Here is a 16,067-nt window from a genome sequence, read left to right as displayed (position 1 = left end):
TCATTTTCTTGCCTCCCCTGGACTCACGGTACTGATACGACGCAGACTGCCATCCGGAGCTTGCAGGACCATGGCGTCAGGGTCATCGGAACGAGTTGCGAAAACCAACTGCATTGTCAGTTCAAGCCGGAGCAGCGCCTGGCTCAATGCGGCGCTGATCATATGTTTCTCCAGAGGTTGCCAGTTGTCAGCGGAGATCATCGGTTCGACCTGCTGACGGTAGGCTCCTCCATCCAGCATTGGCAGAAACTCCGCCAGTTGGCTGAGGAATGCCTGGATTGGCATCGCGGCGGTAAGTGAAAGGTTATCCAAAACCCCTTCAATGGCGCGGGTAGGATCCATCACCCAGCCATTCAGAAAAGGTTCTGTAAAACCGAGGAAATATGCGTAATCGAGGAAGGGCTCCGCTTCGTTAGAGAAGTTGAGGTTACGTCGCCCCTCACCGGCTAATTTATTGTTAATCATCGGGCCAACAGCCATCGGCACCGCCTCTTTTGTCAGCGGCGTGTTTCCGCGGATCGTATATTTGTCCTGTGCCAGCATGGAGGTTACGCATATTAGCAAGGGCTGACCGCGCGTTCCGGTCAACAGCGGCGTCGTTTTCTCACTGTAAATTAGCGTACGCAAAACTCGTGCGGGCAGGTTATGTTCGCTGGAAAGTGGCGACTGTTGACTGAGGCCAACACTCTCATTTTTCCATAACCCTTCTTTTGCCCAGAAAGAGACTTCGGCAGGCAGGCGTTTTCTCGCTCCGTCGCTGACGGGCAGCATCTCCGGGCGCAATAATTCAATCAAATCTGCCATCGGGATGGTCTGTCCAAGTCGCCGATTCAGCACCCGATCGATCATGCAGAGCAGACGGATTTGGCTCCCTGCGGCAGCGTTATTGGTAATTGCCACTAGCTGATATTCCTCTGAAATTGTTCTAATGCCACTGCACCGGTATCAACATCCCACCAGCGACGCCCACGGTAGCCCGGTTCTTGTAAACGTTCCGGTGCAACAATAATGCGATTGATGCTGGCGAAGATGTCCAGTTCAGGCATCGTTTCGCCGGGCAACACCAGCACCAGTTCATCCCAGCAGGTGTTTTCTTCATCAACAGCAAGTGAACACCAGAAAGGCAAACCTGCGGGCAGGACCTCACCAAGCCGGGCGAGCACGCTCTGGCTGGCGCGGATAGCCTGAATCTGACGATTGGCCAGCAGTCGGGCAATCCAGTCACTCCACTGACGCAGCAGTAGCCGGTTCGTCAGCGTCGTAGAAAAATAAACGCGTTGCTCATTTCCCATGACGTTCCGCACCGTCTCGCCCGTCACGTGTGCTATACGACCGAGCGTCGGAGTAAAGGGAGGATACCCTTTACTCCGACAGGCCGGACACCCGCCGCAGGCTATTTCCGGTACAAAACCATCGAGAGTATAAAAATGTGCTAACGTCTGGCACAGCGAGATTGTGGGGTCATTGAGCCACTCTTCTAAGGCGCTAAATCCCTGTTTACGCATCGCCAGTTCATGCGAACGGTGTGCCTGAATCTCCTTCTGCCACTGCGCTTCATCCATATGACCGTCACGGAGCACGGAAATCTGAATATGGTTGAAATAATGGTCAAACCACGCATGGGCCCTGGACTCATCACGCTCGTCCGGAGCGATAGCGCTAAGATCCGGCGGCGGATAGGTGATATCGATAAAACCGGCGCGCTGCATTAACAGTAAGGTACGCAGGTTCCAGTCCACATTGCTCTGCGAATCCATGCGAATGTCGGCATGCTTCGCGCGTAGTGGGACAGTGAACTGACCCGGCTGATGCTGCTCGCGCAACTGGTGCATCTTGGCCCAGCGCAAATATCCTTTGCTGGCCCCGATCAGTTTGGTTCGGTTAATGTTGCGTGCGATCTGTAGTTGTTTGTGATGGAAAATAATTTGAGCGACCGATGCTTTACCATCACGACCGCCACGACCGCTCTCCTGGTAGAGACGATCAAAATTTTCTGGCACTGCGACATGCAGAACGGAACGGACATTATTTTTATCCATCCCCACGCCAAATGCCGAAGTCGCCACCATGATATCCAGCCCATCGTTACGCCAGGCGTGGATAAGACCTTCGCGTTCCTGCATTGGCGTTGCACCATGGAACAATCCACAGCGCCGATAACCACGCTCACGTAGATACTGGTACCAGAATTTAGCCTGTTCGACTTCGGTAGTGTAGAGGATCATTGGCGCCGGCAAGCGAGCAATGGCGTTTTCCACCTGCTTAAGGTAATCCTCGTGACTGGCAGCTTCGCTGACATACCACACGGGTTCCGGACGCAGAAAACTGCCATTCACTTCAATCACTGACGCCTGTCGTTTACCGGCAAAGAGCGCTTTGAGCGTATTCAGAGTACTTTGACTAAACGTGGCAGAAAGCAGCACCACTTTGACACCGTCTGAAGAGGTAGCCTTCAACGATCGCACTAAGGGTGCCAGTAGCTGAAACTCGGGACGGAACTCCGCCCCCCATTGATCGATAAGATGAGCTTCATCCACAATCACGGCGCCCAGTAGTCCGCGCTCCGCAAGCGAGAACAGCTGTAACAAGAGCCCACCTGTCGCTGCTTCCGGAGAGCAAAATAACGCTCGCTGTTCGCCGGATCCCAGCCGCAATTTCATCATATTCTGTTCTTCAATCGACTGGCCGCTATGCCAGACGTAGCTGCCACCGTGATCCTGCCCGGCCTGTTGCATCACCTCTTGCGCTCGCAGAGCCTGTTCAATTGCCAGCGCTACGGTTGGCACAATCACTAGCGTCAGAAACCTACTCGGTGAAGTCAGCATCTGGGAGTGAATCACAAAAGTTTTGCCGGCTCCGGTGGGCAGATTCACCAGCAGCGTTTTATCTCTGTCGCTGGTCAACACCGTGCGTACCGCCTGCTGTTGCCCTGCTGATGTGTAGTGCGTATAACACAGATCGTTGAGCACAGTGGGCAAAAGGACATCCAGCGGTGGGGTTTCCAGAAAACGGCGCTGCTCGCCTTTCCAGACGAGTAAGAGAGAGGAATCAATCTCTTCCGCTTCGCGCGTCAGGAGCAGTTCACCTGGGTAGTCACGATCCCGTCTCAAACCAAAATGCTGGAGCATTACGCCTTCGATAATGTGTCGATACGGCAGCCTTAACGGCGTCAACCCAAATGCCCGCGCGCATTGCAGAGCATCATAAAATGCGTGGAGGCGGTCGCATTCTCCCGCCTGCACATCATCCAGACAGTAAAGCAGGCGGTTAAAAAACTGCCCTCTCAGCCCGTCGCGTTCGCTGTGTTCTCCGTTCAGAGTCGCGCGAAGTTGTTGCCACTGGTTTTCCATGGTTGCTTCCGATTACAGCATGTCGCGGGTACACAGAATAATCGCCTTCATTGCAAGCAATTGATGGCGGACGGGACGATCTCCATATTGAGCAGCCACGTTTCGCCGGGCCTGCTCCTCAGCAGCGAGTACGGTTTCTTTCCAGTTATGCGGCTCAAACCAATCCGGCATTCGCATCCAGACCTCTTCCCGAAGATTGATATCTTGGAACAAGCTGTTGCCCTCTTCATCGTAAGGTTTATCCAGCAGGGAGACAACGACCTGCGGATCCGCCTCTTTACCACCGTCATCCAGCCAGAAATTGTGAACCTCCGGGCTGAAGCACTCATCACCACGACGCTGCGCGGCTAGCTGGTTTTCACCTTCAACCTGAGCTTCACTCAGCCACTGGAAATGGAACCAGGTGCGCGGTTGCTTCATCGAAACAGCCGGGGAGAGAACCCGAAGCAGCGCCATACTGGCTCCTCGCGGATCGCTCTGCATCAGTTGCCATACGTTTTCGGCGAAAGGCTGCCCATAGCGCAAGGGGTAAACGTGTTTGTAGTTACCGTCTTCCGTTCGAGACAAACTCATCAACGCTGTGGAAGGGGGGTATCCTTCTGAAAAATCGAGACCAAGCAGGCAATTATCAATAAACGTTCCTACGTCCACCAGCGTTTGCCGTTGATATTCGCCACGCTCGAAGCGCAGACGAAATCCTCCTTCAGGATATTGCTCCCGCTTAAACCCTAATGCCTTACGCATCCAGGTCAGCATATCTTTTGCCTGCGCTTCAGCCTTATCTTCAGATTCGGCCAGTTGCTCAGAAAACTCGCGTGCAGCAATGACCTCCTGCTCCATAGATAACAAGTTTTCCTGAGCCAGAACGCGCTTACGCTCTTGGGCGATAAAGCCGTTTTCCCCCGAAAGGCGCTGTTGCGCCTCATGGAAGACGGCAAGCCCCTGCCCGGCGTAATCACGCCATACCATCTCTAATTGTTCAGACAGAACAAATTGCAGGCTGGCTACGCTTCGATGAAACAACCCCGTGCCTTCGTCCAATAATTTCACCCAGTCCGCACGTAGCCCATCACGTTCCGGCAGCAAAATCAGGCTTTTCACAGGCTTCACGCCTCGTAGATTTCCAGAATAGCGGTTAAAGCGCCCCAACCGCTGTTCAAAACGGTTAAAGTCGCGGCTCAGACTATAGTGGACCGCAAGACGATTTTTTCCGTGCAGGTTCAGTCCGTCTTCACCGCGTCTGTCACAGATCAGTACCTGCCAACTGTCATCCTGAAGTTCGCTCTGCTTACGCAGGTCCGGCGAATGACGAACCACCGCCCAGGGGGCCTGAATTTGCAGTTTGGTAGACAGGAAGGCAGCTTCAGAGCTTTCACCGCAAAAGATGACCGCTTTGCCATCAGGATATTTTTCAAACCAGCCAGTCAGCGCCTTCATTAGCGCCGCATCTTTGGCTTTCTGCTCTTGCTGAGACGTTTCAATAATCTGCTCAAGAAAATTGGACTCTTCTTCGCTGACAGTCCCGTTTGCCAGTGCATTTTTAGCCTGGCGGGACATCACCAGCGGGTTGAGAAACAGAGCGTCGACCCATTCATCAAGCGTCGTGGCATCCAGATGTTTGTGCTGCACGGGATTGCGCAAGGCGGCGGCACGCCAGGCATCAAAGGTTTCATCCAGCGTGATCTCGGTCGAGGAGACGGGCCAGACACATTTTTCCAGGCCAGCCAGTCCAGGAAAGAGATATTCCAATGCGGGATCTTCACGCCGGTTACGTAGCAAGCGATGAAAAAGGCGGTAGCGCTCGCCGATCCACTGGCGTAATGCCAGAATGGCCGCCGTTCGCTCTTCGCTTTCATCAGGGGCAAAAAAGTCGACCAGAGGACTCAGCACATCAATCCGCGCCTGCAGTTGCTCATCATCGGCAAAAAGCTGACGTAACTCTTCGACAACCTCTTCCAGTACCCCATTTGGCGTTTCAGGGGTCAGGGAACTGTAAATTCCACCAATACGCTCGCGCTCTACCACGCGGCGCATAAATTTTTCGATTCCCACTGCATTAAGTGGCCACGCCTGTGGGTTTATGCAGTGCAGCATAGCCAGAAAGTGACGCTCGCTACCATGCATCGGCGTGCCAGACAGGAGCAACACAATGCGTGCCTGATGGCACAACTCAGTCATCGCGACATATTGTGCCTGTTCGTCTTCATCATCGACCCATGCCTGCCGGGCTAATTGATGGGCCTCGTCGATTACCACCATTGTGGGCTTCCAGCCGATCAGTTCTGGCTGACAAAGTTCTTCCGGAGAGTACAGACGGATCTGGTTGTTCCGTCCTCCGCTCATTACTTCCTGTAGTGCAAAGCGATCAACCAGTTCCTGCGTCCATTGCCCTTGCAATACCGGCGGCACCACCACTAATACGCGGGCTTCTCTTTTGCATTCCAGAATATGTTCTCGAATGACTAACCCAGCTTCAATGGTTTTGCCGAGCCCCACTTCATCCGCCAATAAATACTTGGGATTCTGGTCCTGCAATATTCGGCGTACAACAGCGATCTGATGAGGCTCTACCTCGACACGACTACTGATTAATGAAGACATAGAGCGGCATGCTGCACGCTGCTTAATCCACGCGCTGACAAACCGCTCACGTAGTGGATAGAAAAACGGAGCATCATTTGAACGGGCCGCCAGAAAATGAGCCGGGTTCATCGCCTGCCCCTGCCCATAGTTGGGATAGTACATCTCTGCTAGATCAATGACCGCGTGATCGCCAGAGCGAATAATCAGTAAGTGCTTATTATCCGGTCGGGGCCCGCCATAGCGGCCTCGGCACCAGATGCCGCTATCAGGAGAGCGAAAATAAACGGTGCTTTCCTCATAGAGCGTCGCTGCCGTCAGTGCGCGGATATCCACCTCCTGACGGTTAATCTCCTCCTCTAAAGGAGAGTAGAACCAGGCAATCTCGGCACGCTCAGTAGAGAGAATACTCACAATTTTAGCAATACCGTCAAATAATGGCGATATTACCAGGTCACCTTCAGAAAACACGCCAGTATGTGTAGTCATTATGATTTTTTAACAGTCAGGAAGTGAAAGTAATTCGCAATAAACGAATAAATCTAGAATGAATATACGGCGAATGGGCCAATGAAGCAAATCTGCAGGAGGGAGAGGTCGGGCCACTACGTAAATGGTAGGTGATCTCGGCCACAAAATTTATACATTTGAATCAATCAGTTAATACCGTCAAATTAAAGAAAGTTAAACACCCCTTGTCTACATACCCACTAGTTTCACCGTGAAATTATTTCATTAAAAATAAAGCCTCCATTTAACAATATGAGGCTTTAGATTAAACTTAAATTTTAAATGTCAGCATTAGCTACTTTAATATAATTGGCTACCAGATAATCAGTAACCACAGATATATCTTTTGAGAGATTTTGCAGTTCATTCCATTTACGAACAATAGGCTGACCATCAACATCTGTGCCGAAGTTCCACACGCCACTACTCCATGCACAAAGCGGCTTAATACGGTTTAACTCTTCGACAAAACGAGTATAGGAAGGGATCTCAGTCCAGCCTGGTTCACCTTTATAGTCCTGATGAACCTGATCGATTTCATCCATCAAGCTGCCAAGCGCAAGAATACCAACGCCATGTAACAAGCGGGAATAGCGCGGCTTTTTATCCCAGTCATCAGTAAACACAGTTTCCACAGCAGACCAGAAGTTATTCAGCAGTTTCACCATCTTCCCTTCATCCCCCAACCCTGTCGCGGGGTCACGGAAGCGATACAATGCTCCCTCACGAAGACTGGCATCGATCATTTTGATCATCGAGTTGTCAGCAATAACCCCATCAGGATTGGTCGCCGTTTTGATGCGCCCTGCAAGTGGACCTTCGCCGAAGTTCAGTCGTTGAGTCAGCAGTGAAGGAAACTTACGCATTTGCAGATCGGATGGCAAACGACCGTGGGTATGCGGTGCCAGTTCGTATAACAACGTTTTGGGCAACGGTTTTGTGGAGTTAACCAGCATGAACTGTTCACGCTGTTCTTCCGCGTCATTAGCAATGAAAGCGGAGACCGGCATCATGAACGAGTCGATTTCTGCATCCCGCAAAGCAGCGGTACGTTGTTGACCATCCACAATAAAACCTGGCTTCTCAAAATCCTTATCTTCGGAGAAAGGTATTACCAGATGTCCCATATCGCCATTATCTGTAAGCGGTTCAAAACGCACACGCTTATCAAAAGCGATAATCACCGGGTTTGGTATCATCGGATTTGCGCTCTCAATGTAGCGCTGAATTTCGCGAATATGGTTACGTACTTCTGGACGCTGATAACCAACCAAACTCTCTTCGCCGCGACGGATACGTGAAATCGCTGCAATCTTGCTGATTTGTTTACCTTCTATCGCAAGGCTGTAGAGTTGCCTCTCCTCACCCTGTCGGATTCGCAGGGCGGGAACACGATACTCACTCATGACAGTTCCTCTGAGCGTAATGACAATGTGTGCTGTAAACGGTTGTACAACACCTGAATATTATGGAAACCACGGCGACGGTTGCGTTCTGCGCCGCGGAAAATGATAACGTTGATGCCAATGGCCTTGCAGATATTGCACTTGCATTGCTTCCATGGACGATCACCCAGCGTACGTTCGTAGTCAGCACGGATTTTTTCGGCTTCTTTCTCGCCCGAATGAAGACGTTCATATGCCAGTACTATTTCCAGCGTCTTCTCAAGGGACAAAGCCCCTTTATCGTATTCGAACAGGGCATTCATGGCATCCTTTTCAAGATGCCGCGCAATATCCTGATCAATCACGCCAGATTTAATTTTGCGACTCAAACTTGGATTCGCATCAAACTGAGGGACACGCACAGCGGTATAGGCCGGGCCATCAGGCGTATGATAGTTGTTTTTCCGATCTTTGAAGGCCTGCTGAAGCGGTGTAGTCGAGTCAATACTGGTCACACCAAACTTGATAAAGTCGGCGAAACTCTCTGGACGGGCAATACCAAGCAAGTGAACACGTGTATCACTTTTCAGCAGAGGTTTAATCTCTTCGAGAGTCTCAAGGATCTGCACCGTTTTCAAAGGCACCATCCCTCCCATGGTGATATTTTTGTATCCCATGGCCAGCAGGGCCTCTACAGATTGACGGTAGGAGGTTTTGCTCCATCCATGTGCAACGCCAAAGGCAGCGAAACAGGACTTTTGCGACTTGTTCAAAAACTCTTGCGCCAAGGTCAGCGTAATATCCTGGCGTCGGCGACATTCAGCCAACACTTCGCCACTGAATACCTCACCAGGTTTCTCATAGCCAAAAACGATATGATCGAGAGAAACGCCATGGTTAAAGCGGGAGGTTTCGTAGAATTCAATCACCTCTTCCACACGGTATGGCGGGACGTCTTGGTTAACATAAGTGAAGGCTCCGCAATCCCCCATAGTTTCCATATTTTCCGGCAAGCGGAAGAAGTGCTTCATGCCATTACGGAAGTAACGCAAACGTTGGGCACGCGTATATTTGCTCTCGCCACCGCCAAGACCATCTACTACGGCTTTAGAAACCAGCATACCATCGTAAGGATGAGGAAAAACCTCATGCGGATAATGATCGTCACGTTGACGCACGCGATGTTCGTTTCGCGTTTCGCGGAAGAAGTCGAAACTGGGATCGATAAAATCCTGACTATCAGGGAAAAAATACTTTAGCTTCGACAACTTACTCTCCTGTGACACCACTGCAAAGCCTCAAAAAACGGGGGATTCTACCATGAAACCCAAGCAAGTAGCATTAAGGTTTAGCCTCTCTCAGGACCTTAAACTCAGCCCGAAAACGTTTTTCCTCAAATGAATTTCCCGAGTCACGAAATTCACGCAACGCATGTGTTGCACTGATACTAGGATTTTGTTCCATAAGCTTTAAAATGAAAAACTTAACTTCCTCCGGGGTACGACGAATTCCTTTTTTCACTTCACGCTCAGGTAACTCCTTGAGTTCTTCAATTAACTTGTGAGATAACTCATTTAAATCATTGAGTTGTTTTGACGTAAATTCCTTAACAATGTATTTTGCCACACTGATATTAAGCATGAGCATATTGCATCCTAGCCACAGAGCCATATTTTGGTTGGTTTTGAAAAGATATGCAGTCAACCTGTCATTGATTTTTTTGGAAGTTACAATAAGCAGTTGTTTTTTTGCATCAATCAAATACTCAATACCATTAATAATATCCAATTCAATTGCATTAATATAATCTGGGGAACCGCAAATAATATAATAGTCTTTTTTGTTTTTTTTCATTAATTCTAAAATAGATGTAGGATGCTTAGATCTAAAAATTGATCTATTAGTTATTTCTTTCCACCATGTTCTATGAAAACTTTTCCCTACATATTCTTGAGAATACAAAGGTATTGATTCGTCATATCCAACAGCAAATGTCGCTTTATACGGTACTACATTGTCTTTGTGGTGGAGGAGGCCCAATCCAGCAGAAAGCACCCATAAATCAATAGGATATTCATTTAATATCGCTTTAGCTGTCGCCCAGTGCCCACCTTTATAAAGATCCTCTGCACATACAGTTGCAGATGTAGATATAGCTTCATTCAGAGCATTACACCAAGAATTCACTAGCACACTTGAAGAGATTAGACCTGATGAAAATTGACTCAGACTCAATATATCTCCGCTACCGCAGTGTTTTCCATTTGTACATGTAGTTATTAAATTGATGTTGCTCACAATCGCCCCCCCGAATCGTGCTACACAAGCTACAGTAGAAAAAGGGGGATGACAAGAACGGAGTTAAAAGACCCTAGAAATTTTTCCTAGGGTCTTATGTTAGTGGAGAATGTACTCGAAATACTCATCTTGAGAATGAGAACATCTTTGGCATCGTCTCAAAATGCCTTTTTCCTCAAGGGATAAACAAAAGTCTCGACATGATTCAAGAAGCACGTCAGGGCTTTCATTTTTATCCTTAGAAATCATAGCCCTAGCAAGAGTGTCGTAACTAAAACCTCCAGTTGAGTGCGATACAATGCTCATCGCAAGTTGGGCATCGAAAGTTTTCATAGTGCACCTCACAGTCGCCTGAATAATACAGTTATAAAAAAGTATGGATTATACTTCAAGCCGGTTTTTCGAATTCAAACATAGCAAGCATCAGGAATTAGACTACTTGCCAAAGTCATAAGGACTAACTTCGCTTTCCCTATTCGCATCCAAAAAATCAGCCCACCACTGCAGCATTAGTCGCCGCTCATCAAGATGCTCAGCCTTATGAATGTAAGCTGCACGTACTGAGTTACGTTCCATATGGCTCATTTGCCGTTCCACTGCATCCCTCGACCACAATCCAGACTCAATCAATGAACTACAAGCCATTGTCCTGAAACCGTGCCCACAAACTTCAACCTTCGTGTCATAACCCATAACGCGCAGCGCCTTGTTCACTGTGTTTTCGCTCATCGGTTTGCGATGGTCGTGATCGCCAATGAAAACAAAATCACGATCGCCACTAAGCTTATGTACCTGTTTAAGGATTGCTAACGCCTGACGAGAAAGTGGCACCAGATGAGGTGTGCGCATTTTTGAGCCACGCTGTGAGTGCTTTACCCCTTCAATAGCTTCCCGCTCTGCAGGTATCGTCCACATAGATGTTTCAAAATCGATCTCAGACCAACGAGCAAAACGCAATTCGCTGGAGCGGATGAAGACAAGGAGGGTTAACTCAACGGCAAGACGAGTCAAAGGCCTGCCGGTATAGCTATCAATGCGCTGAAGCAGTTCGGGAGTACGTCTCAACTCTAACGCAGGTCTATGCTGACGGTTACTCGAAGCGACAGCACCAACCATCTCTTGCGCGGGATTGTAATCAAGTAAACCACTCTGAACGGCATATCTCATAATTGCAGTAGTGCGCTGCTGTAGACGGGATGCCACCTCAAGTCGCCCCGACAACTCTACCGCTTTGATTGGGGCCAGCAGGTCTCTAGTTTTAAGATTAGCGATATTCCGCTTACCTATGGCAGGGAAGAGATTGTCCTCCAAGCTTTTAAGCACTCGTCGACTATGTTCTTCTGACCACTTTTTATTTGTGGCATGCCACTCAATAGCAAGCTGCTCAAAAGTACGTGCTTCCTCCTGCTCAATCTTATCATTTTTCTTTTTATCTCCCGGATCGATGCCGTTTGCTAAAAGCTTACGAGCGTCATCGCGACGAGTTCTAGCATCTGCAAGAGATACGTCAGGGTAAACACCTAAAGCCAGCATCTTTTGCTTTCCGCCATAGCGGTACTGCAGACGCCAGTATCTTGAACCATTTGGGTGGACGAGAAGATGCATACCATTGCCATCGGTCAGTTTGTATTGCTTATCCGTTGACTTGGCTGTTCTGACTTTGATATCTGTTAACGCCATGCTTATCCCCTCCCTGTTGGTACAAGCATTATCGAACCGGAAATACCATCATCTATACCAACATCTGTTGGTAGATGTACGTTGAAGTCGGTTGACCTTGAGAGAGTTAATATAACGGGAATGATGGGTAAATACTGGATTTCAGGCACAAAAAAAGACGTCCGTTGACGTCTATTGATGTTCCGATGGTGCCGAAGGCCGGACTCGAACCGGCACATCTTTCGATGGTTGATTTTGAATCAACTGCGTCTACCGATTTCGCCACTTCGGCACTGAAGAGGATGCGGAAAACGTTGGGGATTATACCGTTACGTGCCCAGCAAGCAACCCAATTCCGCTGTGATGTGCGCTAAGCGGCGAAAAAACACACGGAACCCGGTAAACCCGCGCTGTCCCGCTGCCAGAATCCTCCCAAACCGCCTTCTCCTTACGATCTCGTCGGAACTTTCTCATCCGCACCGCCTCTTAACAGCACGAAGCATAAAACCCAACCGAGGTCGAAATGAAAAAGCGCCATATCGCCTGCGCCCTGGCAGCCCTGCTGCTGGCGGGTAATGCGTCAGCTGCAAGCTGGCAGGATCAACTGAGCAGCGCCGCCAACCAGCTGAGTCAGCAAAACAACGGTGCAACAGGTCAGCAGAACGGCGGGCTGTCGATGTCCTCCATTACCAGCCTGCTGAACAGCAACGACAAAGCCATGAGCGCCAACAGCATGACCAATGCCGCCGGCGTAATGCAGTACTGTGTGGAGCACAACGTGGTGAAAAACAACGTGCAGTCGGTAAAAGATCAGGTGCTGAGCAAGCTGGGCCTGAATACCACGGCGGCACAGGAGCAGAAACCGGATTACACCCAGGGTGTGGCCGGGCTGCTGAACACCGGCAATGGCCAGCAGCTAAACCTGCAAAGCCTCAGCAACTCGCCGATGGGCGAGAAGCTGAAAACTAAAGCCTGTGACGTGGTGTTGAAACAGGGTAAAAACTTTATCTCCTGACAGCCGCCTGCCAGCCCCGCGCTGGCAGGTTTATCGCCTCTTCTTACCCGCTTTTTTACCGCCAGTCAGTCCCCCGCCCGCTGTCTGCATCACCTTGTATCGCAACACGTTAAGTCATAAGTTTTCCTTCCTAATGCGTTGGGCGCTATAGTGATGTTTTGGATTTGAACAGGACAGCACGCATGAAAGGTATCAACATCGCAATTTACTTCGATCCAGACCTGATCACAGCCTGCGTAAATGCGTCAGAAGGGAGCTATGTAAACAAAAAGTTCGAGTACGACGATGGGGTGATCGAAGAGATCTACCAGTGGCTCGAAGAGTACGATCCCAACCGCACGCATATCTGTCTGATTGAAAACGAAAGCGCCGAGCTGCTGGCCGACGAGCTGGTGGATAACGGTTATCACGTCCATCAGGTGACCATCCACCAGCTGCTGACCTGGTTCGCCGCCGAACCGCCCAAGTCCCCGGATGGCACGCCGATGCGCCTGATGCTGCGCTATATGGCAGAAGAGCATCCGCGCGAATATGAATCCCGCACGCCGCAGACCGAAGCGTTGATGGAAATGTTCGACGAGCTGGACGCGCTGGAGATGGTGGAAGATAACGAAGACGAAGATAACCTGCCCGCCGACCTGCTGCGCAGCATGAAGAAGCACAAAATCAGCGCCAGCGATGCGGCACAGCGCCTGATCCCCGACGTAAACGAACGTATCCGCGAGCACCTGATGCAGTACCCGGAGCTGATGACGCCGGAGATCCTGCAAGACTTCTTCCCGGAGCTGCTGGAAGCGCTGGAACGTCCTAAACACTAAGCGGGATAAGGCATGCTGGAGTTAATCAAAGCAATCGGGTTGGGGTTGGTGGTGATACTGCCGCTCGCCAACCCGCTCACCACCGTGGCGCTGTTTTTGGGCCTGGCCGGTGAGATGAATTTTCAGGAGCGTAACCGTCAGGCCCTGCAGGCGAGCATCTATGTGTTCGCCATCATGATGGTGGCCTGGTACGCGGGCAGCGCGGTGTTGCACACGTTCGGCATCTCCATTCCGGGGCTGCGCATCGCGGGCGGGCTGATCGTGGCGTTTATTGGTTTTCGGATGCTGTTTCCGGCGAAACCGGTAGGCCATTCGGTTGAAGCTAAGCACAAGCACGATGAGCTGGAAACGGCACAGGAGCCGGTGAACATCGCCTTTGTGCCGCTGGCGATGCCGAGCACGGCGGGACCAGGGACGATCGCGATGATCATCTCTTCGGCCTCTACCGTGCGCAGCGGGGTGGATTTCCCTGCCTGGGTACTGAACATTGCGCCGGTGCTGACGTTCCTGGTGGTGAGCGTGATTTTATGGATTTCCCTGCGCAGTTCGGGGGCGATCATGCGCCTGGTGGGCAAAGGCGGCATCGAGGCTATCTCCCGCCTGATGGGCTTTTTGCTGGTCTGCATGGGCGTCCAGTTCATTATCAACGGCGTGCTGGAAGTCATTCATAACTTTCACTGACGGCCTGAGCCGCCCGCCTCAGGGCGGCCTGTCACCTAAGGCAAATCGGCTAAGACAAAACTGGCATAGCTCAGAACAAACCGGCATTTTGACCTGCTCTGGCGCGGGTTACAGTAGGGTTATCAATCATTAAGGATAACCGCTATGCGCAAACCGCTGCTCCTGCTTACCGCCCTTGCTCTATCCTCTGCCGCCCACGCGGCAACGCCGAAAGATACGTTTGTGGTCGCCGTGCCGCTGGATGGCATTATCAGTTTCGATCCGGCGGAAAGCTTTGAAACCGTCAGCAACAGCAGCCTGCGTAATATCTATCAGACGTTACTGGAGCCGGATCATAAAGATCCGCAGAAGCTGGCCCCGCTGGCGGCCCTGCGCTGGCAGGCGGGCAAAAACCCGCACAGCCTGGTGTTTGACCTGAATCCGCAGGCGCGTTTTGCCAGCGGCAATCCGTTAACGGCGCAGGACGTGGTGTTCTCCTTAACCCGCGCGGTAAAGCTGAACAAAGCGCCCTCGTTTATCCTCGGGGAATTTGGCTGGACGCCGGAGAACATCGATCAGCAGTTCACCGTGATCAACGATCATCAGCTTGAACTGCGCTGGCCGGCAGAGATCGGGCAGGATCTGGCCCTGCGCCTGTTGACTGCCCCGGTCTCCTCCATCGTTGACAGCAAGCTGGCGCAGTCGCATGCCGCCAATAACGACTTCGGCAATGGCTGGCTGAAAACCCACTCGGCGGGCAGCGCGGCCTACGCAATCAAGCAGTTCGTGCCCCTGCAGGCGCTGGTGCTGGAGGCCAATCCCAACAGCACGCAGAAAGCGCACCTGAAACGGGTGCTGCTGAAAGGCGTGGCCGATCCGGGCACCCGTCGGCTGTTGATCCAGCAGGGCGATGTGGATGCGGCGTACCAGTTGGGGCCGGATCAGCTTGCCTCGTTGAAAAGCGATCCCAACGTGCACATCGCCGCGTTTCCCTCCAGCCTGATCTACTACCTGGGCTTTAACACCAAAAGTACGCAGCAGCCTGCGCTGAGCAATCCGGCCTTATGGCAGGCCGCGCGCTGGCTGGTGGACTACGATAGCCTGGCGAATCAGCTGTTGAAGGGGCAATATCGCGTACACCAGAGCTTCCTGCCCCAGGGCTTTGACGGCGCGCTGGAGACCAAACCGTTCCACTACGATGTCGAGAAGGCCAAAGCGATATTAGCCAAAGGCGGTATTAAGCCCGGCGCGCATATCGCGCTGTCGGTGGTGAATCAGCCGCCTTATATCGATATTGCCCAGGCGCTGCAGTCGAGCTTTGCGAAGGCGGATGTGAATCTGGATATCCAGCCGGTGGCGGAATCCGAGCTGTGGAGCAAGATGCGCAGCCGCAACTTTGAATCCATCTTTACCTACTGGGGCGCGGACTACATCGATCCCAATACCAACGCCAGCACCTTCGCCTATAACGTGCCGAACGGCAGCAAAACCCTGGCCTGGCGCGTAGGCTGGGATATTCCGGAGCTGAGCGCCCTGACGCGCAAAGCCGCCGGAGAAAGCGATGCCGCCAAACGCCGGGCCGATTACGTCTCGCTGCAACAGCAGCTTCAGCAGAACTCGCCTTACGTGGTGATGCTGCAGGGCGAGGTGCAGGTGGCGCTGCGCAAGAACGTGACGCACGCGCAACAGGGGATTGGCGTCACGCTGCTGAATTTTGAAGAGGTGGAGAAGTAAATTTCAGGGCGGCAGCACGTAATCTTTACTCACGTCTGCCGCCCCGCTGGCTATGCTT

The 16,067-nt window shown here is 51.4% G+C and carries 11 protein-coding genes and 1 tRNA gene; 4 read left to right on the top strand and 8 right to left on the bottom strand.

What is annotated here, in order from left to right; genetic code table 11:
• From dpdG to EL29_RS20645, 8 genes are all read right to left on the bottom strand, one after another.
• Window positions 1-900 carry a protein DpdG gene (dpdG, locus tag EL29_RS20680; RefSeq protein ID WP_028715996.1) on the bottom strand — a complete coding sequence of 300 codons (900 nt, stop codon included), beginning with the start codon at window positions 898-900 and terminating at the stop codon, window positions 1-3.
• Window positions 900-3,350: a protein DpdF gene (gene dpdF / locus EL29_RS20675; RefSeq protein WP_028715995.1), complete on the bottom strand. Its 2,451-nt coding sequence runs from the start codon at window positions 3,348-3,350 to the stop codon at window positions 900-902. Before dpdF ends, dpdG begins: the two co-directional genes overlap by 1 nt.
• A gap of 12 nt (window positions 3,351-3,362) precedes the next feature.
• Window positions 3,363-6,419, bottom strand: coding sequence for a protein DpdE (gene dpdE / locus EL29_RS20670; protein ID WP_033766282.1), 3,057 nt, complete (start codon window positions 6,417-6,419; stop codon window positions 3,363-3,365).
• Window positions 6,420-6,718: 299 nt separating this feature from the next.
• On the bottom strand, window positions 6,719-7,846 hold the full coding sequence (gene dbpB / locus EL29_RS20665; protein WP_028715993.1) for a DGQHR domain-containing protein DpdB: 1,128 nt from the start codon (window positions 7,844-7,846) through the stop codon (window positions 6,719-6,721).
• Window positions 7,843-9,093 (bottom strand): tRNA-guanine transglycosylase DpdA, encoded by a 1,251-nt coding sequence (dpdA, locus tag EL29_RS20660; protein WP_028715992.1) that lies wholly within the window; start codon window positions 9,091-9,093, stop codon window positions 7,843-7,845. Before dpdA ends, dbpB begins: the two co-directional genes overlap by 4 nt.
• A 73-nt stretch (window positions 9,094-9,166) precedes the next feature.
• Window positions 9,167-10,018: a hypothetical protein gene (locus tag EL29_RS20655; protein ID WP_181134976.1), complete on the bottom strand. Its 852-nt coding sequence runs from the start codon at window positions 10,016-10,018 to the stop codon at window positions 9,167-9,169.
• A gap of 540 nt (window positions 10,019-10,558) precedes the next feature.
• Entirely contained in the window at window positions 10,559-11,803 is a 1,245-nt protein-coding gene (locus EL29_RS20650) for a tyrosine-type recombinase/integrase (RefSeq protein WP_028715990.1), read from the bottom strand.
• Between the two features lie 186 nt (window positions 11,804-11,989).
• Window positions 11,990-12,074: transfer RNA gene (locus tag EL29_RS20645), tRNA-Leu, on the bottom strand.
• Between the two features lie 231 nt (window positions 12,075-12,305).
• Here EL29_RS20645 and EL29_RS20640 point away from each other — a divergent pair.
• The 4 genes from EL29_RS20640 to EL29_RS20625 all read left to right on the top strand — a co-directional run bounded on the left by EL29_RS20640 (window position 12,306) and on the right by EL29_RS20625 (window position 16,009).
• The gene (locus EL29_RS20640) at window positions 12,306-12,797 is read left to right on the top strand and encodes a YjjA family protein (protein WP_019106731.1); all 492 of its coding nucleotides are present in this window, start codon (window positions 12,306-12,308) and stop codon (window positions 12,795-12,797) included.
• A 182-nt stretch (window positions 12,798-12,979) separates the two neighbouring features.
• Window positions 12,980-13,615 (top strand): hypothetical protein, encoded by a 636-nt coding sequence (locus EL29_RS20635; RefSeq protein WP_006121820.1) that lies wholly within the window; start codon window positions 12,980-12,982, stop codon window positions 13,613-13,615.
• A gap of 12 nt (window positions 13,616-13,627) precedes the next feature.
• Complete coding sequence (locus EL29_RS20630) at window positions 13,628-14,296, top strand: MarC family NAAT transporter (RefSeq protein ID WP_015701064.1); 669 nt, start codon at window positions 13,628-13,630, stop codon at window positions 14,294-14,296.
• 144 nt (window positions 14,297-14,440) lie between these two features.
• Complete coding sequence (locus EL29_RS20625) at window positions 14,441-16,009, top strand: ABC transporter substrate-binding protein (RefSeq protein WP_015701065.1); 1,569 nt, start codon at window positions 14,441-14,443, stop codon at window positions 16,007-16,009.
• Window positions 16,010-16,067: the final 58 nt, after the last annotated feature.

Origin of the sequence: Pantoea ananatis LMG 2665, from assembly GCF_000710035.2 — a bacterium.
GTDB lineage: Bacteria > Pseudomonadota > Gammaproteobacteria > Enterobacterales > Enterobacteriaceae > Pantoea > Pantoea ananatis.
Note: the sequence above shows the minus strand (reverse complement) of the source record. Positions and strands in the feature narration are given on the sequence as shown.

Bases quoted from the DNA above. Each gene is read 5' to 3' on its own strand.
- dpdF (WP_028715995.1), bottom strand. From the start codon at position 3,350: ATGGAAAACCAGTGGCAACAACTTCGCGCGACTCTGAACGGAGAACAC.
- dpdE (WP_033766282.1), bottom strand. From the start codon at position 6,419: ATGACTACACATACTGGCGTGTTTTCTGAAGGTGACCTGGTAATATCG.
- dbpB (WP_028715993.1), bottom strand. From the start codon at position 7,846: ATGAGTGAGTATCGTGTTCCCGCCCTGCGAATCCGACAGGGTGAGGAG.
- EL29_RS20650 (WP_028715990.1), bottom strand. From the start codon at position 11,803: ATGGCGTTAACAGATATCAAAGTCAGAACAGCCAAGTCAACGGATAAG.
- EL29_RS20640 (WP_019106731.1), top strand. From the start codon at position 12,306: ATGAAAAAGCGCCATATCGCCTGCGCCCTGGCAGCCCTGCTGCTGGCG.
- EL29_RS20635 (WP_006121820.1), top strand. From the start codon at position 12,980: ATGAAAGGTATCAACATCGCAATTTACTTCGATCCAGACCTGATCACA.
- EL29_RS20630 (WP_015701064.1), top strand. From the start codon at position 13,628: ATGCTGGAGTTAATCAAAGCAATCGGGTTGGGGTTGGTGGTGATACTG.
- EL29_RS20625 (WP_015701065.1), top strand. From the start codon at position 14,441: ATGCGCAAACCGCTGCTCCTGCTTACCGCCCTTGCTCTATCCTCTGCC.